The 20,024-nt window shown below is 72.1% G+C and carries 24 protein-coding genes; 5 read left to right on the top strand and 19 right to left on the bottom strand.

Annotated features, from left to right (window positions below; genetic code table 11):
• Window positions 1-71: 71 nt before the first annotated feature.
• The 9 genes from trpA to hisI form a co-directional block, all read right to left on the bottom strand.
• Entirely contained in the window at window positions 72-884 is an 813-nt protein-coding gene (gene trpA / locus OG611_RS16925) for a tryptophan synthase subunit alpha (protein ID WP_266420581.1), read from the bottom strand.
• Window positions 881-2,161 (bottom strand): tryptophan synthase subunit beta, encoded by a 1,281-nt coding sequence (gene trpB / locus OG611_RS16920; protein ID WP_266420578.1) that lies wholly within the window; start codon window positions 2,159-2,161, stop codon window positions 881-883. Before trpB ends, trpA begins: the two co-directional genes overlap by 4 nt.
• Window positions 2,162-2,298: 137 nt before the next feature.
• Window positions 2,299-2,568 (bottom strand): tryptophan biosynthesis modulator TrpM, encoded by a 270-nt coding sequence (gene trpM, locus OG611_RS40650; protein ID WP_323180204.1) that lies wholly within the window; start codon window positions 2,566-2,568, stop codon window positions 2,299-2,301.
• Window positions 2,569-2,576: 8 nt separating this feature from the next.
• Window positions 2,577-3,386: an indole-3-glycerol phosphate synthase TrpC gene (trpC, locus tag OG611_RS16915; protein ID WP_266420575.1), complete on the bottom strand. Its 810-nt coding sequence runs from the start codon at window positions 3,384-3,386 to the stop codon at window positions 2,577-2,579.
• Between the two features lie 115 nt (window positions 3,387-3,501).
• Entirely contained in the window at window positions 3,502-3,948 is a 447-nt protein-coding gene (locus tag OG611_RS16910) for a DUF2752 domain-containing protein (protein ID WP_266425948.1), read from the bottom strand.
• A 161-nt stretch (window positions 3,949-4,109) separates the two neighbouring features.
• Window positions 4,110-4,358, bottom strand: coding sequence for an HGxxPAAW family protein (locus OG611_RS16905; RefSeq protein WP_266420573.1), 249 nt, complete (start codon window positions 4,356-4,358; stop codon window positions 4,110-4,112).
• 118 nt (window positions 4,359-4,476) lie between these two features.
• Window positions 4,477-5,130, bottom strand: a complete 654-nt coding sequence (locus tag OG611_RS16900) for a TIGR02234 family membrane protein (protein ID WP_266420571.1) — start codon at window positions 5,128-5,130, stop codon at window positions 4,477-4,479.
• Window positions 5,131-5,192: 62 nt separating this feature from the next.
• Window positions 5,193-6,764, bottom strand: a complete 1,572-nt coding sequence (locus OG611_RS16895; protein WP_266420568.1) for an anthranilate synthase component I — start codon at window positions 6,762-6,764, stop codon at window positions 5,193-5,195.
• Entirely contained in the window at window positions 6,700-7,083 is a 384-nt protein-coding gene (hisI, locus tag OG611_RS16890) for a phosphoribosyl-AMP cyclohydrolase (RefSeq protein ID WP_093543499.1), read from the bottom strand. Before hisI ends, OG611_RS16895 begins: the two co-directional genes overlap by 65 nt.
• 84 nt (window positions 7,084-7,167) lie before the next feature.
• Between hisI and OG611_RS16885 the strand changes: the two genes are divergently transcribed.
• Window positions 7,168-7,800 (top strand): TIGR03085 family metal-binding protein, encoded by a 633-nt coding sequence (locus OG611_RS16885; RefSeq protein WP_266420565.1) that lies wholly within the window; start codon window positions 7,168-7,170, stop codon window positions 7,798-7,800.
• A 4-nt stretch (window positions 7,801-7,804) separates the two neighbouring features.
• Here the strand turns inward: OG611_RS16885 and OG611_RS16880 are convergent, their stop codons facing one another.
• The 10 genes from OG611_RS16880 to hisD form a co-directional block, all read right to left on the bottom strand.
• Complete coding sequence (locus OG611_RS16880; protein WP_266420562.1) at window positions 7,805-9,049, bottom strand: MFS transporter; 1,245 nt, start codon at window positions 9,047-9,049, stop codon at window positions 7,805-7,807.
• Between the two features lie 29 nt (window positions 9,050-9,078).
• The gene (locus tag OG611_RS16875; protein WP_266420560.1) at window positions 9,079-9,666 is read right to left on the bottom strand and encodes a transcriptional regulator; all 588 of its coding nucleotides are present in this window, start codon (window positions 9,664-9,666) and stop codon (window positions 9,079-9,081) included.
• 146 nt (window positions 9,667-9,812) lie between these two features.
• Entirely contained in the window at window positions 9,813-10,568 is a 756-nt protein-coding gene (hisF, locus tag OG611_RS16870) for an imidazole glycerol phosphate synthase subunit HisF (RefSeq protein ID WP_266420558.1), read from the bottom strand.
• A complete protein-coding gene (locus OG611_RS16865; protein ID WP_266420556.1) occupies window positions 10,565-10,963 on the bottom strand; it encodes a RidA family protein in 399 nt (132 codons plus the stop codon). Before OG611_RS16865 ends, hisF begins: the two co-directional genes overlap by 4 nt.
• Window positions 10,960-11,685 carry a bifunctional 1-(5-phosphoribosyl)-5-((5-phosphoribosylamino)methylideneamino)imidazole-4-carboxamide isomerase/phosphoribosylanthranilate isomerase PriA gene (priA, locus tag OG611_RS16860; protein ID WP_093543489.1) on the bottom strand — a complete coding sequence of 242 codons (726 nt, stop codon included), beginning with the start codon at window positions 11,683-11,685 and terminating at the stop codon, window positions 10,960-10,962. Before priA ends, OG611_RS16865 begins: the two co-directional genes overlap by 4 nt.
• Window positions 11,685-12,326: an imidazole glycerol phosphate synthase subunit HisH gene (gene hisH / locus OG611_RS16855; protein WP_266420552.1), complete on the bottom strand. Its 642-nt coding sequence runs from the start codon at window positions 12,324-12,326 to the stop codon at window positions 11,685-11,687. The genes priA and hisH overlap by 1 nt, the downstream gene beginning before the upstream one ends.
• A 10-nt stretch (window positions 12,327-12,336) precedes the next feature.
• Window positions 12,337-12,504 (bottom strand): hypothetical protein, encoded by a 168-nt coding sequence (locus OG611_RS16850; RefSeq protein ID WP_266420549.1) that lies wholly within the window; start codon window positions 12,502-12,504, stop codon window positions 12,337-12,339.
• On the bottom strand, window positions 12,501-13,097 hold the full coding sequence (gene hisB / locus OG611_RS16845; protein ID WP_072483182.1) for an imidazoleglycerol-phosphate dehydratase HisB: 597 nt from the start codon (window positions 13,095-13,097) through the stop codon (window positions 12,501-12,503). Before hisB ends, OG611_RS16850 begins: the two co-directional genes overlap by 4 nt.
• Before the next feature lie 115 nt (window positions 13,098-13,212).
• Window positions 13,213-14,346 (bottom strand): histidinol-phosphate transaminase, encoded by a 1,134-nt coding sequence (locus OG611_RS16840; protein WP_266420545.1) that lies wholly within the window; start codon window positions 14,344-14,346, stop codon window positions 13,213-13,215.
• Window positions 14,343-15,665, bottom strand: a complete 1,323-nt coding sequence (hisD, locus tag OG611_RS16835; RefSeq protein ID WP_266420542.1) for a histidinol dehydrogenase — start codon at window positions 15,663-15,665, stop codon at window positions 14,343-14,345. The genes OG611_RS16840 and hisD overlap by 4 nt, the downstream gene beginning before the upstream one ends.
• Before the next feature lie 138 nt (window positions 15,666-15,803).
• On the opposite strand from hisD, the gene OG611_RS16830 reads away from it, so the two are divergent.
• From OG611_RS16830 to ybaK, 4 genes are all read left to right on the top strand, one after another.
• On the top strand, window positions 15,804-17,405 hold the full coding sequence (locus tag OG611_RS16830; protein ID WP_266420540.1) for an oxidoreductase: 1,602 nt from the start codon (window positions 15,804-15,806) through the stop codon (window positions 17,403-17,405).
• A 269-nt stretch (window positions 17,406-17,674) separates the two neighbouring features.
• Entirely contained in the window at window positions 17,675-18,712 is a 1,038-nt protein-coding gene (locus OG611_RS16825) for a hypothetical protein (RefSeq protein WP_266420537.1), read from the top strand.
• A gap of 5 nt (window positions 18,713-18,717) precedes the next feature.
• A complete protein-coding gene (locus tag OG611_RS16820) occupies window positions 18,718-19,461 on the top strand; it encodes an LON peptidase substrate-binding domain-containing protein (protein WP_266420535.1) in 744 nt (247 codons plus the stop codon).
• Window positions 19,462-19,509: 48 nt separating this feature from the next.
• Entirely contained in the window at window positions 19,510-20,013 is a 504-nt protein-coding gene (ybaK, locus tag OG611_RS16815) for a Cys-tRNA(Pro) deacylase (RefSeq protein WP_266420532.1), read from the top strand.
• Window positions 20,014-20,024: the final 11 nt, after the last annotated feature.

The following is a 20,024-nucleotide window of genomic DNA, read 5'->3' as shown; positions in this document are numbered from 1 at the left end:
CGCAGCAACGAACCGGGGAGCCACGTGCGTGCCTCCCCGGTCCAGGTCCACCCGTTTGGGTTACACCCGATTCAGCGCTTTCGAACACCTTCGGCGAGTTCGCCCGCCAGGGAGCGGACGGCGGCCAGGCCGGCCGCCTCGTCGGGGGCGTCCAGCATCGCCTTGACGAAGGCGGAGCCGACGATCACCCCGTCGGCGAAGCCCGCCACCTCGGCGGCCTGCCGGGCGTTGGAGACGCCCAGGCCGACGCAGACCGGCAGGGCCGTCGTCGCGCGGGTGCGCCGGACCAGGTCCTGGGCCTGGTCGCCGACCGACTCGCGGGTGCCGGTGACACCCATCAGCGAGGCCGCGTAGACGAAGCCGGAGCCGGCCGCGGTGATGGTGGCGAGGCGCTCGTCCTTGCTGCTCGGCGCGACGACGAAGACGGTCGCGAGACCGTGCTTGTCGGCGTGCTCGCGCCACAGCGCGGACTCCTGGACCGGCAGGTCGGGCAGGATGCACCCGGCGCCGCCCGCCTCGGCGAGCTCGGCGGTGAAGCGCTCGACGCCGTACCGGTCGATCGGGTTCCAGTACGTCATGACGAGGATCGGGACACCGGTCGCCGCGTACGCCTCACGGACCGTGCGCATCACGTCGGCGATCCGCACACCGCCGCGCAGGGCGATGTCGTCGGCGGTCTGGATGACCGGTCCGTCGAGCACCGGGTCGCTGTGCGGCAGCCCCACCTCGACGATGTCCGCGCCGCCCGCCACGACCGCCTTCACGGCCTCGATCCCGCCGTCGACGGTCGGGAACCCGGCCGGGAGGTACGCGACGAGCGCGGCCCGGTCCTCCGCCTTCGCCTGCGCGAGGGAGGCACTCAACAGCTCCACATTGCCGCTCACTTGGTGACCTCCTCTTCCCCGTCGGCCACATCGGCCTCGACGACCCCGTCGGTCCCGTCGTACAGCCCGAAGTAGCGGGCTGCGGTGTCCATGTCCTTGTCGCCGCGGCCGGACAGATTGACCACGATCAGCCCGTCCTTGCCGAGCTCCTTGCCGACCTCCAGGGCCCCGGCCAGCGCATGGGCGCTCTCGATGGCCGGAATGATCCCTTCGGTGCGGGAGAGGAGGCGCAGCGACTGCATGGCGGCGTCGTCGGTGACCGCGCGGTACTCGCCGCGGCCGATGTCCTTGAGGTACGAGTGCTCCGGGCCGATGCCCGGGTAGTCGAGACCGGCCGAGATGGAGTACGGCTCGGTGATCTGGCCCTCGTCGTCCTGGAGGACGTAACTGCGCGAGCCGTGCAGGATGCCGGGCTCGCCCGCGGTCAGGGTCGCCGCGTGCTCGCCGGTCTCCACGCCGTGTCCGGCGGGCTCGCAGCCGATCAGCCGGACGCGGGCGTCCGGGATGAAGGCGTGGAAGAGCCCGATGGCGTTGGAGCCGCCGCCGACGCAGGCGATGGCGGCGTCCGGCAGCCGGCCGGTCCGCTCCAGGATCTGGCGGCGGGCCTCGACCCCGATGACCCGGTGGAAATCACGGACCATGGCCGGGAAGGGGTGCGGCCCCGCGACGGTGCCGAAGAGGTAGTGCGTGCGGTCCACATTGGCGACCCAGTCGCGGAACGCCTCGTTGATGGCGTCCTTGAGGGTCCTGGAGCCGGACTTCACGGCGATGACCTCGGCGCCGAGCATCCGCATCCGCGCCACGTTCAGCGCCTGCCGCTCGGTGTCGATCTCGCCCATGTAGATGGTGCATTCGAGGCCGAAGAGCGCGCAGGCGGTCGCGGTGGCGACGCCGTGCTGGCCAGCGCCGGTCTCGGCGATGACCCGGGTCTTGCCCATGCGCTTGGTGAGCAGCGCCTGGCCCAGCACGTTGTTGATCTTGTGCGAGCCGGTGTGGTTGAGGTCCTCGCGCTTGAGGAAGATCCGGGCGCCGCCCGCGTGCTCCGCGAAGCGCGGGACCTCGGTCAGCGCGCTCGGCCGGCCGGTGTAGTTGACCATGAGCTCGTTGAGCTCGGCGGCGAAGGCCGGATCGGCCTTGGCCTTGTCGTACTCGACGGCGACCTCGTCCACGGCGGCGACGAGCGCCTCCGGGATGAACTTGCCGCCGAACGCACCGAAGTACCCCTCGGCGCTGGGGATCAGACCCTCCGGGTCCGGAATGAAGAAGTCAGATGACATCCGACGTGCTCCTCGACATCGCAATGGGTGGGTTCACCGTATGCGCCGTGAGCGGAGCGCCACCGCGACCGGCGATCGGTCGGGCGGTGCGGTCGTACGTACGAGGGGAGTGGTGCGGGTACGTCGGCCGGGGCTCGCTACAGCGCGGACCCCGTGCGCCATCGCATGCCGTTGACCTGGCCGGGCTCGTCGCCGATCACGTACCGCACCCGCCGGCCGTGCACACGGCGCGCCGGGGCGCGGCAGCCGCGATGCCAGAAGGGCGGCGCGCAGCGGCTCGGTTGAGGGTGGTGGCGGGCGACGGGCGGGAGGCAGCCGCGTGCCAGCGGGGCGTGCGGGACCCGGGCCGTCGCTCCGGTGGGGCGCAGGCCCCGCCGGGGACGGAACACGGGGCGTTCGGCGGACACGGGTCGGGTCAGCCCCGTCCGTGCCGGAGCGCCGGGTGGGCGCCGGCGGCGACCAGGTCGGCGACGGCGGCCCGCGGGTCTCGGCCGGTGACCAGCGACTCGCCCACGAGCACCGCGTCGGCGCCCGCGTTGGCGTACGCGATCAGGTCGTGCGGGCCGCGGACACCGGACTCGGCGACCCTGACGATGTGGGCCGGGATCTCGGGGGCGACGCGCTCGAAGGTGGAGCGGTCGACCTTGAGGTCCTTCAGGTTGCGCGCGTTGACACCGATGATCTTCGCCCCGGCGTCCACGGCACGCTCCGCCTCCTCCTCGTCGTGCACCTCGACCAGCGGCGTCAGGCCGATGGACTCGGCGCGCTCGATCAGGGAGACCAGGGCCTCCTGGTCGAGGGCGGCGACGATCAGCAGGGCGAGGTCGGCACCGTAGGCGCGGGCCTCCCAGAGCTGGTACGAGGTGACGATGAAGTCCTTGCGCAGGACCGGGATGTCGACCTTGGCGCGGACGGCCTCCAGGTCGGCGAGCGAACCGCCGAAGCGGCGCTCCTCGGTGAGGACCGAGATGACGGACGCGCCGCCCGCCTCGTAGTCCGCGGCGAGCGCGGCCGGGTCGGCGATGGCGGCCAGGGCCCCCTTGGAGGGGCTGGAACGCTTGACCTCGCAGATGACGGTCACGCCCTCGCCACGCAGGGCGGCGACTCCGTCCTTGGCTCCGGGAGCGCGCGCGGCGCGTTCCTTCAGCTCGTCGAGGCTGACACGCGCCTGCCGCTCTGCGAGGTCGGCGCGTACGCCGTCGATGATCTCGTCGAGCACACTCACGCGAGCGGCCCCCTTCCGGGACAGTGATGAGGGAACAGGATCAGCCATGTCAATGCTATCCGCAGGAGGGCGAAGGGCCCGAATCCGGTGGGCGAATGTCCCACTACCTGGGCATTCAGGGGGCCAGAACGGAGCCGATCGGTAGATTCCGGACGACCGAGAAGATCAGCAGTACGGCCCCGGTCCCCCACCAGACCACGGGTTTCGCCGCGAGGCTCATGGGCCTGCCCCGGGCGGCGCGGACCATCCAGACCGCCCACAGGACGGCGAAGACCGCGTAGCCGACGACGGCGAGCGCGTTGGAGCCGAGGGCCGCGGCGATGTCGCCGTGCGCGACGGCGTGGGCGCTGCGCAGGCCCCCGCAGCCCGGACAGTAGAGCCCGGTGAACCGGAGCAGCGGGCAGAGCGGGTAGTGGCCGGGCTGATTGGGGTCGACGGCACCGACGTAGCCGAACGCACCGACGACGACGGCCATGACGCCCACCGGCGTGGCCAGCCGCCGGAAGCGCGAGACGGGTACGGGGGCCGGGGGGAAGACCGGCGGGGACGGATGGCCGGACATGTCCGGCTGTCCGGTCATCGGCAGGCCGGGCCCGGGGACCGGGGCCGGCGCTGCGGCGGCGGGGGTAGGCGATGCGTCCACCCGGTGATTGTCCCCGCTGACGCGGAAAGGCGCAGCCCGGAGCGGACTGCGCCTCGCATGCGTACGGATGCCGCGTGGCGTCAGGAGACCTGGGCCTGTGCGGCGCGGGCCCGTGCCTGGGCCATCTCCGCGGACTCCTTCGGCATGCCGAGGCCCGCGGCCTTCATCGCGAGGCCGACGACCCCGCCGAGGAGGACGACGGCGATTCCGGCCCAGAAGCCGACGGGGTTGGCCGCGACCATGAAGACGCCTGCGACGCAGAAGCCGATGAAGGAGATGATGACACCGGTCCAGGCGGCCGGGGTGTGTCCGTGGCTGCTGCCCGCCATGAGTTGCTCCTTGTTGGTGTTGCGCTGTGGGTATCGCTGTACGCAAAGCTGGTGCTGCTGTGCTGAGAGCTCAGCCTCATTGTCCCGTACGTACGAGTAGGACGTGAGCTGGGGGTCTCTAGCGCGTCGGGTCCTCGCCGCGGTCCAGGGCCTTCCAGAGGTCCTCGGGCCGGTCCGGGTCCGGGACGGTGCGGGCGGCCTTGCGGGGGCGGGGGGTGCCGTCCCGTTCGTACCGTCCCGACATGGTGGGCCAGAGCTTCCCGTACCGCAGGGCGAGCAGCCCGGCGAGCAGGATCAGCAGGCCGCCGGCCGCGGTGACGTAGGGCCACGCGGTATGGGAGAGCGCGGCGATGGTCGCCGAGGCGTCGCCGGTGGACTGGGCGGCCTTCTCGTCGAGCGCCGCACTGCCGGAGGCGCCGAGGCAGGCGCTCAGTCCGGCACCGAGACCACTGAGGGCGAGGAGCCCGGCGACGAGCAGCCGGGAGGCCCCGCGGACCGCGAAGACGGCGACGAGGGCGGCCAGGCCGACTATGGCGAGGGCCGCCGGGAGACCGGTGACGTCCTGGCCGTCGGCGGTCAGGGGCAGCGAGCCGCCGCCGACGGACGCCTCGCCCTCGGCCCAGGTCTGGCCGGAGGCGAGCAGGACGACGGTGGCGCCGACCGCCCCGAGGAACAGACCGGCGGCCAGGCTGCGGCGGCTTCCCGAGGTGTCGGGCGCAGTGGCGGCTCGGGCACGGGGCTGGGGTACGGGGACGGCACTCACGTACTCCACTATCCCCTACCGCCTCGGACCGACCGGCAATCGGGGGGCGGCGTCGCGATTGCCGGCCGGCCTCACGCGCCGTGGAGCCGGTTGGCCGTATGCACCGCGCGGAGGACCGCCGCGGCCTTGTTGCGGCATTCGGTGTCCTCGGCGACCGGGTCGGAGTCGGCGACGACGCCCGCTCCGGCCTGGACGTATGCCGTGCCGTCGCGGAGCAGGGCGGTGCGGATGGCGATGGCGGTGTCGGAGTCCCCGGCGAAGTCGAGATAGCCGACGCAGCCTCCGTACAGTCCGCGTCGGGTCGGTTCGAGTTCCTCGATGATCTGCATCGCGCGGGGCTTGGGGGCGCCGGAGAGGGTGCCCGCGGGGAAGCAGGCGGTGAGGACGTCGAAGGCGGTGCGGCCCTCGGCGACGCGGCCGGTGACGGTGGAGACGATGTGCATCACGTGCGAGTACCGCTCGATCGACATGAAGTCGACGACCTCGACGGTGCCGGGTGCGCAGACCCGCCCCAGGTCGTTGCGGCCGAGGTCGACCAGCATCAGGTGCTCGGCTCGTTCCTTCGGGTCGGCGAGGAGCTCGTCGGCGAGCGCCTGGTCCTCCTGCGGGGTGGCGCCGCGGTGCCGGGTCCCGGCGATCGGGTGGACCATGGCGTGTCCGTCCTCGACCTTGACGAGGGCCTCCGGGCTGGAGCCCGCGACGTCGAAGCCGTCGAACCGGAAGAGGTACATGTACGGCGACGGGTTGGTGGCGCGCAGCACCCGGTAGACGTCCAACGCGCTTGCCGTGCACGGGGTTTCGAAGCGCTGGGAGGGGACGACCTGGAAGGCCTCGCCGGCCCTGATGCGTTCCTTCACGTCCTCGACGGCGTCCTGGTACGCCGTGCCGCCCCACAGCGCGGTGTACGGGGGCAGCTCGGACGGCGGGAGGGCGGCGGGGGTGTTCTGGACGGGGCGGGAGAGGTCCCGTTCCATGGCGTCGAGACGGGCGACGGCGTCCGCGTACGCCTCGTCGACGCCGGTCGAGAGGTCGTTGTGGTTGATCGCGTTGGCGATCAGCAGGACGCTGCCGTCCCAGTGGTCGAGCACGGCCAGGTCCGAGGTGAGCAGCATCGTCAGCTCGGGGACGTGCAGGTCGTCCTCGCCGCTGTCGCCGATCTTCTCCAGGCGGCGCACGATGTCGTAGCCGAGGTAGCCGACCATGCCGCCGGTGAACGGGGGCAGCCCGTCGTCGACGACCAGGTCGCGCGGGGTGTGCAGGGTCTCGATGGTGGCGCGCAGGGCCTCCAGCGGGTCGCCGTCGACGGGGACGCCGACGGGCGGGACGCCCAGCCAGTGGGCCTGTCCGTCGCGTGCGGTGAGGGTGGCGGCGCTGCGTACCCCGATGAAGGAGTAGCGCGACCAGGTGCGGCCGTTCTCCGCGGACTCCAGGAGGAAGGTGCCGCTGCGCTCGCCCGCGAGTTTGCGGTAGAGCCCCACCGGGGTGTCGCCGTCCGCGAGGAGCCTGCGGCTGACGGGGATGACGCGCCGGTCGACGGCGAGTTCGCGGAAGGTGTCGAGATCCATGGCGGCTGGCCCTTTACTGCGCGAGCGGGAGGACGTCGGCGTCGAAGCAGGTGCGGTCGCCGGTGTGGCAGGCGGCACCCGTCTGGTCGACCCTGACAAGGACGGTGTCGGCGTCACAGTCGAGGGCGACGGACTTGACCTGCTGGATGTGGCCCGAGGTGTCTCCCTTGACCCAGTACTCCTGGCGGCTGCGGGACCAGTAGGTGCAGCGGCCGGTGGTGAGGGTGCGGTGCAGGGCCTCGTCGTCCATCCAGCCGAGCATCAGCACCTCGCCGGTGTCGTACTGCTGGGCGATGGCCGGGACGAGTCCGTCGGCACCGCGCTTGAGGCGGGCCGCGATGGCCGGGTCGAGGTTGCCGGACGGCGGCGGAGTGCTGGGCGTGGGCGCGCTGGTCATGCGCCCATTGTGCCGTGGCCGCGGGAGCCTTTCCGTGCGGCGTCCACTGGGCGGACCGCGTGCGACGGTCGTACGCTGGCGAGCATGTCGACCCATGCGAAGCGTGAACGACTTCTGCTCGCCGACCTGTTGGAGGCGGCGGGACCGGAGGCCCCGACCCTGTGCCACGGCTGGACGACCCGGGACCTGGCCGCCCATGTGGTGGTCCGGGAAAGGCGGCCGGACGCGGCGGGCGGGATTCTGCTGGGCGCGCTGCGGAACCGGCTCGAACGGGTGCAGGCCGAATTCGCCGCGAAGCCGTACGAGGAGCTGATCCAGCTGATACGTACGGGACCGCCGAGGTTCTCCCCGTACGCCGTGAAGCAGCTGGACGAGGCCGCCAACACCGTGGAGTTCTACATCCACGCGGAGGATGTCCGCCGGGCCCAGCCGGACTGGTCGCGGCGCGAGCTGGACCCGGTGTTCGCCGATCTGCTGTGGTCGCGCGCCGAGAAGACAGCCCGGCTGCTGGGCCGCCGGTCCCCGGTGGGTCTGGTGCTGCGCCGCCCGGACGGCCAGACGGCGGTGGCGCACAAGGGCACCCCGGTGGTGACGGTCACCGGCGAGCCGGGCGAGCTGCTGCTCTTCGCGTTCGGGCGGCAGGACGCGGCGACGGTGGGCCTGGAGGGCGACAAGGAGGCGGTGGACCGGCTGCACACGGCGGAGCTGGGGATGTAGGGCCTCAGCCCGGGAGTTCCGCGCGGCGCAGCCGGGTGAAGGCCAGGCCCGCCGTCGCCCCCGCGGCGCACACCGCGGCGCTGGTGACGAAGACCGGGCCGGTCCCCCAGACCGCGACGGCCGCTCCCGTGACCGGGTAGCTGAGCGGGGCGATGGCGTGGGTGAAGAGCGTCGAGACCGAGGTGACCCGGCCGAGGTAGGCGGGTTCGGTGACGGTCTGGATCAGGGCGCCGCACAGGGAGCCGCCGAGGCCCGCGAAGAGCCCGACGCAGACCGCCGTGGCGGCGGCGAGGGCCACCGAGGGCATGTACGCCAGGGCGCCGATGGCGACCGCGCCGGTCAGCACCGTCAGGCACATCACCAGCCCCGCGCGCGGCATCCGGCCGCGCACGGCGAGCAGCAGCGCCGTCGCACCGGCGCCGATACCGAACGCGGCGATGATCCAGCCCATGCCGGACGCCCCCCAGCCGCGCTCGCGGACCAGCAGGACCAGTCCGAGGTTGAGCGGTCCGACGAAGCCCAGCTCGCTGACGGCGACGACGATCATCAGAGGCCCGAGCAGCGGGTGGCGGCGGATGTGGCGCAGCCCGTCGGCCAGTTCGCGCCGGGCGGTGCCGGACGGTTCGGCGCCGTCCTGATCGGGCAGCGGGCGGATCCGCAGGGACAGGAGCAGCGGCAGCGACACGGCGAAGAGCACCCCGGCCGCGGCGAAGGCGAGCGTCGGTCCGCCGAGGGCCACCGCGAGACCGCCGAGCGGCGCTCCGACGACATTGGCGATACGGGTGGCGAGCCCGCGCAGGCCCTGGACGCGGGCCAGCTGTCCGGCGGTGGTGATCCGGGGCGGCAGTGCGCCGACGGCGGGCAGGAAGAGGGCGTCGACCACGCCGAAGACCAGCGCGACGGCGATCAGCATCCACAGGGCGGGCGAGGTGAGCAGCAGAGCGCCGGCCAGGCCGAGGACGACCAGGCAGCGGGCGGCGTCGCTGCCGATGACGACGCGGCGCGGTCCGATCCGGTCGGCGAGCACTCCCCCGCCGAGCATCAGCACGGCCCGGGGTATGGAGCCGACGGCGAGGACGATCCCGGTCTGGGCGGCGCTGCCAGTGCGGGCGGCGGCCCAGGCGAGCGCCATGTAGTAGACGCTGTCGCCGATCATCGAGGCGGTGTGGGCGCCGAGCCAGCGCAGGACGTTGGCGTCGCGGTGGGCGGGGCGTTCGGCGGCTTGCGCGGGTGTGGCGGTGACGGTCATGGATCGTCCTCCTCGGGGGGGGGGCCGGTTCAGGTCCGGAACGGGAATCCGTACACGTGCAGCGCGACTTGTTCACGGCCGTCCGAATCGCCGGCTTCCTCGCGGACGCGGGCGGTGTCCTGGTAGCGGTTGATCAGCTCGTGCATCTCGCGGGCGAGCGCGGCGAGCTCCTCGGCGGTGAGCCGGGGCAGGTACTCGGAGGCGAAGGAGGCGCTGCGCCACTCGGGGGCCCAGGACTGGGTGGAGTCGAGGTAGCGGCGGTACAGCTCGATGTGCTGGTCGAAGGAGAGCCGGCCGACGGCGGCGTGCGTGGCGGCCTTCTCGGGGGCGTCGCTGAAGTCCTCGTCGTGGAAGTTCAGTCCGTTCGAGGCGGGTTGCCACCAGCGTTCGCGGCCGTCCTTGCCCTGCTGCTCGGCCTCCTCGATCAGGCCGTGGTCGGCGAGCTTGCGCAGGTGGTAGCTGACCAGTGAGACCGCCTCGTCGACCTGCCCGGCCAGCTGGGACGCGGTGGCCTCACGGGCGATGTGGAGCGCCCGGTAGAGCTTCATCCGCAGGGGGTGTCCGAACGCTTTCAGGGTCTCCAGGTCCGAGACCCGGCGCGATTCCTTGCTTGCCATGCCCCCCACCGTAAATAGGAAAGGAAACTTGCGCAATCATTATTGCGCAATAAAAGCTGCGGGTTCGTGGGCCGTGGAAAAGCCCATCGCCGGGCGGGGCCGATGAATCGGCTCCGCCCGGCGATGGGCTCGATGGGTACCGCGGGTCAGCGGACGGGGTGTCCGGCCTCCCTGAGCGCGTTCTTGACCTCGGAGATCCGCAGATCGCCGAAGTGGAAGACGGACGCGGCGAGCACCGCGTCGGCGCCCGCCGCGATGGCGGGTGCGAAGTGCGCGAGCCGGCCGGCGCCGCCGGAGGCGATGACGGGGACGGTCACGTGCTTCCGTACCGCCGTGATCATCTCGGTGTCGTAGCCGTCCTTGGTGCCGTCCGCGTCCATCGAGTTGAGCAGGATCTCGCCCGCGCCCAGCTCGGCGGCCCGGTGCGCCCACTCGACGGCGTCGATGCCGGTGCCCTTGCGGCCGCCGTGCGTGGTGACCTCGAAGGTGCCGGCGGGGGTGCGCCGGGCGTCCACGGAGAGCACCAGGACCTGGCGGCCGAAGCGCTCGGCGATCTCCCGGATGAGGTCGGGGCGGGCGATGGCGGCGGTGTTGACGCCGACCTTGTCCGCACCGGCCCGCAGCAGCTTGTCGACGTCGTCGGCGGTACGGACGCCGCCGCCGACCGTGAGCGGGATGAAGACCTGCTCGGCGGTGCGGCGCACCACGTCGTAGGTGGTCTCCCGGTCACCGCTGGACGCGGTGATGTCCAGGAAGGTCAGCTCGTCGGCGCCCTCGGCGTCGTACAGCTTCGCCATCTCGACGGGGTCGCCCGCGTCGCGCAGGTTCTGGAAGTTGACGCCCTTGACGACCCGGCCGTTGTCGACGTCCAGGCACGGGATGACGCGTACCGCGAGGCTCATCGCGCTCCTGCCCGGTAGGCCTCGACCTCGACCTCGACGACCAGGCTCGGGTCCACGAAACCGGACACGATGATCATCGAGGCGGCGGGGCGGACGTCGTCGAAGAGCTCCTTGTGGGCGCGGCCGACCTCGTCCACGTCCCGGGCGTGCGTGATGTACATCCGGGTACGGACGACGTCCTCGCGGCCCAGACCGAGTTGCTTCAGCGCGTCGAAGGCGACCTTGAAGGAGGTGACGGTCTGCTCGTACGGGCCGCCCGCGGAGATCTGTCCGTTCTCCACCGAGGTGCAGCCGGCCACCAGGACGAGGCCGTTCGGCAGCTCCACCGCGCGGGAGTAGCCGAACTTCTCCTCCCACGGGGCACCGGAGGAGACACGGTTGACGGAGTCGCTCATCCGGAGACCGCCTGGAGTGCTTCTTCGAGGGTGAACGCCTTCGCGTAGAGCGCCTTTCCGACGATCGCGCCCTCGACGCCGTCCGGGACGAGCGAGGCGATGGCCCGCAGGTCGTCCAGCGAGGAGACGCCGCCGGAGGCGACGACGGGCTTGTCGGTGGCGGCGCAGACGTTCTTCAGGAGCTCCAGGTTGGGGCCCTGGAGCGTGCCGTCCTTGGCGATGTCGGTGACGACGTAGCGGGCGCAGCCCTCGGAGTCGAGGCGGGCGAGCGTCTCGTAGAGGTCGCCGCCGTCGCGGGTCCAGCCGCGGCCGCGCAGCGTCGTGCCGCGGACGTCCAGGCCGACGGCGATCTGGTCGCCGTGCTCGGCGATGACCTTGGCGACCCACTCCGGCGTCTCCAGGGCGGCGGTGCCGAGGTTGACCCGGCGGCAGCCGGTGGCGAGGGCGGCGGCGAGCGAGGCGTCGTCGCGGATGCCGCCGGAGAGCTCGACCTTGATGTCCATGGCGCCGGCCACCTCGGCGATCAGCGCGCGGTTGTCCCCGGTGCCGAAGGCGGCGTCCAGGTCGACGAGGTGCAGCCACTCGGCCCCGGCACGCTGCCAGGCGAGGGCGGCCTCCAGCGGGGAACCGTAGGAGGTCTCGGAGCCGGACTCGCCGTGGACGAGGCGGACGGCCTGGCCGTCGCGGACGTCGACGGCGGGGAGCAGTTCAAGCTTCGGCATTACAGCGTCTCGATCCAGTTGGTCAGCAGCTGGGCGCCGGCATCGCCGGACTTCTCGGGGTGGAACTGGGTGGCCCACAGGGCGCCGTTCTCCACGGCGGCGACGAACGGCTCGCCGTGGGTGGCCCAGGTGACCCGGGGGGCGCGGATCTTGGGGTTGGTGACTTCCAGGCTCCAGTCGTGCACCGCGTAGGAGTGCACGAAGTAGAACCGGGCCTCGGGGTCGAGACCGGCGAAGAGCTGGGAGTCCTCGGGGGCCCGCACGGTGTTCCAGCCCATGTGCGGGACGACCGGGGCCTTCAGCGGGGCGACGGTGCCGGGCCATTCGTCCAGGCCCTCCGTCTCCACACCGTGCTCGATGCCGCGCTCGAAGAGGATCTGCATACCGACGCAGATGCCCATGACGGGGCGGCCGCCGGAGAGCCTGCGGCCGACGATCCATTCGCCGCGGGCCTTCTTCAGCCCGTCCATGCACGCGGAGAACGCGCCGACGCCGGGCACCAGCAGCCCGTCGGCGTTCATCGCCTTCTCGAAGTCGCGGGTGATCTCGACGTCCGCGCCGACGTGGGCGAGGGCCCGTTCGGCGGAGCGGACGTTGCCGAAGCCGTAGTCGAAGACGACGACCTTCTTGTTGTCGCTCACAGCTCGTTCCTCAGTCCCAGAGTCCCTGGATCCGCAGAATGCCTGCCACCAGGCACATCACGGAGGCGATCGCGAGCAGGACGATGACGCCCTTGGGCATGCCCTGCTTCGAGAAGGAGTAGACGCCGCCGGCCAGGAAGAGGCCGAGGACGATCAGGATGGTGTTGAGGCCGGTCACAGCGCGCCCTTCGTGGAGGGAAGGATCCCGGCGGCGCGCGGGTCGTGCTCGCTGGCGTAGCGCAGGGCGCGGGCGAGCGCCTTGAACTGGCACTCCACGATGTGGTGGGCGTTGCGCCCGTACGGCACGTGGACGTGCAGGGCGATCTGCGCCTGCGCGACGAAGGACTCCAGGATGTGCCGGGTCATCGTCGTGTCGTACGCGCCGATCATCGGCGCCATGTTCTCCGGCTCGGTGTGCACCAGGTAGGGGCGGCCGGACAGGTCGACGGTGACCTGGGCCAGCGACTCGTCCAGCGGGACGGTGCAGTTGCCGAAGCGGTAGATGCCGACCTTGTCCCCGAGGGCCTGCTTGAACGCGGCGCCGAGGGCGAGGGCGGTGTCCTCGATGGTGTGGTGCGAGTCGATGTGCAGATCGCCGTCGGTCTTGACCGTGAGGTCGAAGAGCCCGTGCCGGCCGAGCTGGTCGAGCATGTGGTCGTAGAAACCGACCCCGGTCGACACATCGACCTTGCCGGTGCCGTCGAGGTTTATCTCGACGAGCACCGAGGTTTCCTTGGTGGTGCGTTCCACGCGGCCTACGCGGGGGCTCATGCGCTTGCTCCTTGGTTGTGCTCGCCTCGCCGGGCCGGATCGCGGTCGGCCCCGTGTCGGCTGGGGGTCCGGGGGTCGTTCCCCGGGAGATGCAGTACGCGGCCTGCGCGGGGGCTCATGCGTCGTGCTCCTTCTTCAGTTCGCGTGCCGCATCGAGGAACGCGTCGTTCTCTGCCGGGGTGCCCGCGGAGACCCGCAGCCATCCCGGTACGCCGTTGTCCCGGACCAGGACGCCCCGGTCGAGGATTCGCTGCCAGGCGGTGTGGCTGTCGGCGAAGCGGCCGAACTGGACGAAGTTGGCGTCCGAGTCGGTGACGTCGTAGCCGAGAGCGCGCAGCTCGGTGACGATCCGGTCGCGCTCGCTCTTGAGCTGCGCGACGTATCCGAGCAGCGTATCGGTGTGCTCCAGGGCGGCGAGCGCGGTGGCCTGGGTGACGGAGGACAGGTGGTACGGCAGCCGCACCAGCTGGACCGCGTCCACCACGGCCGGGTCGGCGGCGAGGTAGCCCAGGCGCAGTCCGGCGGCGCCGAACGCCTTCGACATGGTGCGCGAGAGCACCATGTTCGGCCGGCCCTCGATCAGCGGGAGCAGCGAGGCGTGGTGGCTGAACTCGCCGTACGCCTCGTCGACGACGACCATCGACGGCCTGGCCGCCTGGGCCGCGTCGTGGAGCGCGAGCACGGTTTCGGCGTCGACGGCCGTGCCGGTGGGGTTGTTGGGGGAGGTGATGAAGACGACGTCGGGCCGGTGCTCGGCGATGGCCTCGCGGGCGGCCTCGACGTCGATGGTGAAGTCCTCGTTGCGCGGTCCGGAGATCCAGGCGGTGCCGGTGCCGCGGGCGATGAGGGCGTGCATGGAGTACGAGGGCTCGAAGCCGATCGCGGTGCGGCCGGGGCCGCCGAAGGTCTGGAGCAGCTGCTGGAGCACCTCGTTGGAGCCGTTGGCCGCCCAGACGTTGGCGAGGGCGACCTCGTGCCCGGCGGTGCGGGTGAGGTAGCGGGCCAGTTCGGTGCGGAGCTCGACGGCGTCCCGGTCGGGGTAGCGGTTGAGGCCGCGGGCGGCCTCGCGGACCCGCTCGGCGATCCGGTCGACGAGCGCCTCGGGCAGCGGGTAGGGGTTCTCGTTGGTGTTCAGCCGCACGGGTACGTCGAGCTGCGGCGCCCCGTAGGGGGACTTGCCGCGCAGTTCGTCGCGGATCGGGAGATCGTCGATGCGGGTGGTCTTGCGAGGGGTGTCGCTGTTCGTCACTGCTGCGGGACCTTCCAGCCGAACCTGGCCTTGAGCGCGGCGCCGTGGGCGGGGAGGTCCTCCGCCTCGGCGAGGGTCACGACGTGATGGGTGACCTCGGCGAGCGCGTCGCGCGTGTAGTCGACGATGTGGATGCCACGCAGGAAGGACTGCACGGAGAGGCCCGAGGAGTGGCAGGCGCAGCCGCCGGTGGGCAGCACGTGGTTGGAGCCGGCGCAGTAGTCGCCGAGCGAGACCGGGGCCCAGGGGCCGACGAAGATCGCGCCGGCGTTGCGGACCCGGTCGGCGACGGCGGCGGCGTCGGCGGTCTGGATCTCCAGGTGCTCGGCGGCGTACGCGTCGACGACCTTGAGGCCGTCCTCCAGGTCGTTGACCAGGACGATCGCGGACTGGCGGCCGGCCAGCGCGGGCTCGATCCGGTCGGTGACGTGCTTGGTCGCGGCGATCTGCGGCTTCAGCTCGGCCTCGGTGGCCGCGGCCAGTTCCGCGGAGTCGGTGACGAGGACCGCCGCGGCCATCGGGTCGTGCTCGGCCTGGCTGATCAGGTCGGCGGCGACGTGCACCGGGTCGGCGGTGGAGTCCGCGAGGATCGCGATCTCGGTGGGGCCCGCCTCCGCGTCGATGCCGATGCGGCCCTTGAGGAGGCGCTTGGCGGCTGCGACGAAGATGTTGCCGGGGCCGGTGACGAGGTTCACCGGAAGACATTCGGCCGTTCCGTACGCGAACATCGCGACGGCCTGGGCGCCGCCGGCCGCGTACACCTCGTCGACGCCGAGCAGGGCGCAGGCGGCGAGGATGGTGGGGTGCGGCAGACCGCCGAAGTCCTTCTGCGGCGGGGAGGCGACGGCGATGCCCTCGACGCCCGCTTCCTGGGCCGGTACGACGTTCATGACCACGGACGACGGGTAGACGGAGCGCCCGCCCGGGACGTAGAGCCCGACGCGCTCGACCGGCACCCACTTCTCGGTGACGGTGCCGCCGGGGACGACCTGGGTGGTGTGCGTGGTGCGGCGCTGCTCGCGGTGGACGAGGCGGGCGCGGCGGATCGACTCCTCCAGGGCGGCCCGCACGGCCGGATCGAGCTGTTCGACGGCCTCGGCGATCGCCGCGGCCGGGACCCGGATCGAGTCGATCCGTACGCCGTCGAATTTCTCCCCCCACTCGATCACTGCCGCGGAGCCACGATGGCGTACGTCCTCGCAGATGGGCCGCACCGTCTCCAGGGCGGCTTCCACGTCGAACTCGGCACGGGGCAGCAGGTCGCGCAGGGCTCCACCCTCGGGGAGGGCATTGCCGCGCAGATCGATTCGAGAGATCACACCGCAATTCTCGCAGACCGCCTCCGGCGTCCGGTCGCCCGTATCACTGGCTGATACATGTCCCGGACGTCACTGCTGACCAATAGCTTTCACGTCGTCACTCAGCGGGAAGAACAGCTCCGAGCGGAAGGGGCACCCGTGACCGAACCGCACGACGGTGATTTCCCGGACGGACTGAGCGCAGCCGAGCTCGGCATGTGGCAGGCCTTCCGGAACGGCAGCACCTACGATCTGCGCGCCCGCGACCCGGCGCGGGACGATCCGTTCGCGCCGCGCGTCTGGGGGCCGGAGCGCAGTGTGGACGGGCGCGTCGTCGCCCGCCTGCTGCTCTCGGGTCCGCCGCCGCGGCCCGGCCGGGTCGCGGCGCTGAAGCTCCGGGGTGTACGGATCACCGGAACACTCGATCTCGCGGGCGGGCGCGTCGCGCCGTACGTCGAGATGACCGGCTGCCGCTTCGAGAGCGAGGTGGTGCTGCCGGAATGCCATTTCACGACGTTACGGATCGTCGGCTGCGCGATGCCCCGGCTGGAGGCGGCCCGGCTGCGCACCGAGGGCGACCTGCATCTGCCGCGCTGTCGGATCCCGCGCGGGATCCGGCTCACCGACGCCCAGATCGGCACCGATCTGCTGATCAACCAGATCGAGATCGGCCCGGACCGGGGCGGGCGGGCGCTGGCCGGTGACGGGCTGGCGGTCGCCCAGGATCTGCAGGCGGAGCTGATCGAGGCGCGCGGCGAGCTGAGTCTGCGCGGGGCGAAGGTCGGCGGTTCACTGAGCCTGCGCGGCAGCCGGCTGCGGGGCAGGGAGGGACGGCGCGCGCTGAACGCCCCGCAGCTGACCGTGGAGCGGACGCTGTACATGAGCGAGGCCTGGGTGAGCGTCGACACCGGGATCCAGGGCACCACTCCCCCGTTCGGCATCGTCCTGGCGTCGACCCCCGCGAGCGGCACGCGTTCGCAGATCTTCGAGTGCCGAGGCGGGGTGCGCCTGGACGACGGGCGGTTCGGCGACGCGGTCGACCTGCACAAGGCGCGGTTCGTGCTGGGCCGGCACGAAGAGCTGTCGCTGCGCCGGATCGTCACCCCGGAGTTGCGGTTCAACGCGGAACGGCCGGAGGAGGGCCGGGTCGTGCTGAACGGCGCGAAGGTCGTCACGCTGATCGACGTGTCGACCAGCTGGCCGGGGCCCGGCGGGCTGGCGATGGGCGGTTTCGTGTACGAGAACCTCGTCCCGTACGGGCACTTCCCGCTCTCCCGGCGCCTGGAGTGGGTGGCGGCGGCGACCCCGGAGTACGTACCGGAGCCGTACGAACGGCTCGCGACGGTGCTGCGCAACTGCGGGGAGGACGCGGACGCCCGGGAGGTGCTGCTGGCCAAGCAGCGGCGGCGGCGCGAGACGCTGCCGATCGCCGCGAAACTCTGGGGCTTCCTCCAGGACTGGACGGTGGCGTACGGCTACCGACCCGGGCGGGCCGCGGTGTGGATGGCGTTGCTGTGGGCGGCGGGGGCGATGGCCTTCGCCCAGCACGTCCCGGCGGCGATCAAACAGGACGAGCATCCGCAGTGGAACCCGGCGCTGTACGCGCTGGATCTGCTGATCCCGGTGATCAATCTGGGCCAGGACGGCTACTGGCGGATGGAGGGCGGCTGGCAGTGGGCGGCGGCGGTGCTCGTCCTGCTGGGCTGGATACTCGCCACGACCGTCGCGGCGGGCGCCTCACGGCTGCTGCGCCGGGGCTGACCGGAATCCGGCCACGGCCGACCCGACCACGCGCCGTCGGACCGTTCGCAGTCGCCTCTGCCGAACGGTCCGCACGGCACCCGTGGGCCATGGTCGAACGTCTGCCCGAGCTGCGGCAGAACTACCGCAAGCCATCGGCCGGAACAGCAGGAACAAGCCAGATTCCACATTTTCCTTTACTTCTTCTTGACCCGGTCCAATGCAACCCATTCACTCGGCACCAAAGCTTCACAGCGCACCTCTGGCGCCGTCCCGACCAGCGCTTTTCAATGGTCTGCACCATGCCAATCCTTCGTGCTCTGCTCCGTGCCGCGTGCACGGTCCGGCGCCCCTCGCCGGGCCCTGCCGGACTGCCGGCGGACGACGAGGTGCTGCTCGACGCCCCCGACGAGCGGCTCTCCCCGGCGCTCGTCGCCGCCGCCCTCGGGGAGTACGGACCGGCCGCGAAACTCCTCGCCACCACCCGGGACGGCGCCGAGTGGGAGAACCGCGACCGCTACCTCGGCCGGCTCGTCACCTTCGCCCGCAACCGCGACGGCTGGCTGACCGACTGGCTCGCCGCCGCCCCGCACGACCCGGACGCGCTGCTCGTCAAGGCCGAGCTGGCGGTCCGCCGGGCCTGGGAGTCGCCCGCTCGGGCCGAGCAGCTGCGCGAGGTGGGACCGCTGATCACGGCGGCGGCCGAGAGCGATCCGCGCGACCCGGTGCCCTGGCGCCTCGCGCTCGACCACGCGCGCGGCACCCACGCCACGCACACCATGTTCGAGGCGCTGTGGGAGCAGGCGATACGGCGTTCCTCGCACCACTTCGGCTGCCATGTCGCGGCGCTGCGGTACCTCTCCGCCGCCTGGTACGGCTCGCACCGCGAGTGCTTCGACTTCGCCGAGCGGGCGGCCGAGGACTCGCTGCCCGGCTCGCTGGTCCAGGCGCTGCCGCTGCGGGCCGCCTTCGCCCTGCTGATAGAGGGAGCCGGCGCACGGACCACCTCGGTGCAGGAGGAGCGGATCGACGCGGCGGCGGATCTGGCCATCGCGCTGTCCGCCTCGTTCACGCCGGGCGACCCCTGGCCCGCCGAGGTCCGCAACCTGCTGGCGTTCGTGCTGGTCACCCGGGGCCGCTGGGACGAGGCACTGGAACAGTTCCGGCAGATCGGACCCCACGCGACGTCGTTCCCGTGGTCCTCGGTCTCCGAGGATCCGCTCGGCCGGTTCCTGGAGGCGCGGGACGACACGCGGCTCCGGGCGGGCCGCGCGACGCCGTTCCCGGGACGGGCCGACCGGGCCCGGCCCGGCGGCCATTACGCTTGACCGTTGTGACCACCGCTCGCCTGCCTCTGTTCCCGCTGAACGCGGTGCTGTTCCCCGGCCTCGTGCTGCCGCTGAACGTCTTCGAGGAGCGATATCGCGCCATGATGCGCGAGCTCCTGAAGACCGACGAGGACGAACCCCGCCGCTTCGCCGTGGTCGCCATCCGCGACGGCCGCGAGACCGCCCCGACGGGCTCCGGAATGCCGGACGCGGTGAACGTCCCCGCCGAACGCGGCCCCGCGGACGGCTTCGGCCCCGACCCGGTCCAGACCTTCCACCGGGTCGGCTGCATCGCCGACGCGGCGAAGATCCGGGAACGGCCGGACGGCAGCTTCGAGGTCCTGGCGACCGGCACCACCCGGGTCAAACTGCTCTCCGTCGACGCGAGCGGCCCCTTCCTGACGGCCGAACTCGAAGAGCTGGACGAGGAGACCGGCGAGGAGGCGGGGGCGCTCGCCGAAGGCGTACTGCGGGCCTTCCGCAGCTACCAGAAGCGGCTGGCCGGAGCGAGCGAACGGTCCCTCACGACCGGCGCGGACCTGCCCGACGACCCCGCCGTCGTCTCCTACCTGGTCGCGGCGGCGGCCGTACTCGACGCACCGACCAAGCAACGGCTGCTCCAGGCGCCCGACACCGCGACCCGGCTGCGCGAGGAGCTGACGCTGCTGCGCTCCGAGACCGCCGTCATCCGCCATCTGCCGTCCCTGCCCGCGGTGGACCTGACCCGCGCCCCGACCCACCCCAACTGATCCGGAACTGATCCGACCGACGACCGATCGACCGAGGACCGTCTCCCCGTGGCGAAGAAGCCGAAGAAGCAGCAACAGTCCGGCGGCACTCCGGCAACGGTCGCCCTGGCCGCGTCCGGCACGGCGTTCACCGTCCACTCCTACGACCACGACCCGGCGTCGGCCTCCTACGGCGAGGAGGCGGCCCAGGCGCTGGGCGTCTCCCCCGACCGGGTCTTCAAGACCCTGGTGGCGGACGTCGACGGCACCCTGACCGTGGCGGTCGTCCCGGTGGCCGGCACCCTGGACCTCAAGGCCCTGGCCTCCGCGGTGGGCGGCAAGCGGGCCACCATGGCCGACCCGACAGCCGCGGAACGCACCACCGGCTACGTACGCGGCGGCATCTCCCCACTGGGCCAGCGGAAGCGCCTGCGTACGGTGCTGGACGCCTCGGCACGTTCCCACGACACGATCTGCGTCTCGGCGGGCCGCCGCGGCCTGGAGGTCGAGCTCTCGCCCACGGACCTGGCGTCACTGACGGGAGCGGTGTTCGCGGAGATCGGCCGGGGATAGCCGGGGCATCG

This window comes from Streptomyces sp. NBC_01363 (assembly GCF_026340595.1).
Taxonomy (GTDB): domain Bacteria; phylum Actinomycetota; class Actinomycetes; order Streptomycetales; family Streptomycetaceae; genus Streptomyces.
This window is presented reverse-complemented; position numbering and strand designations above follow the sequence as displayed.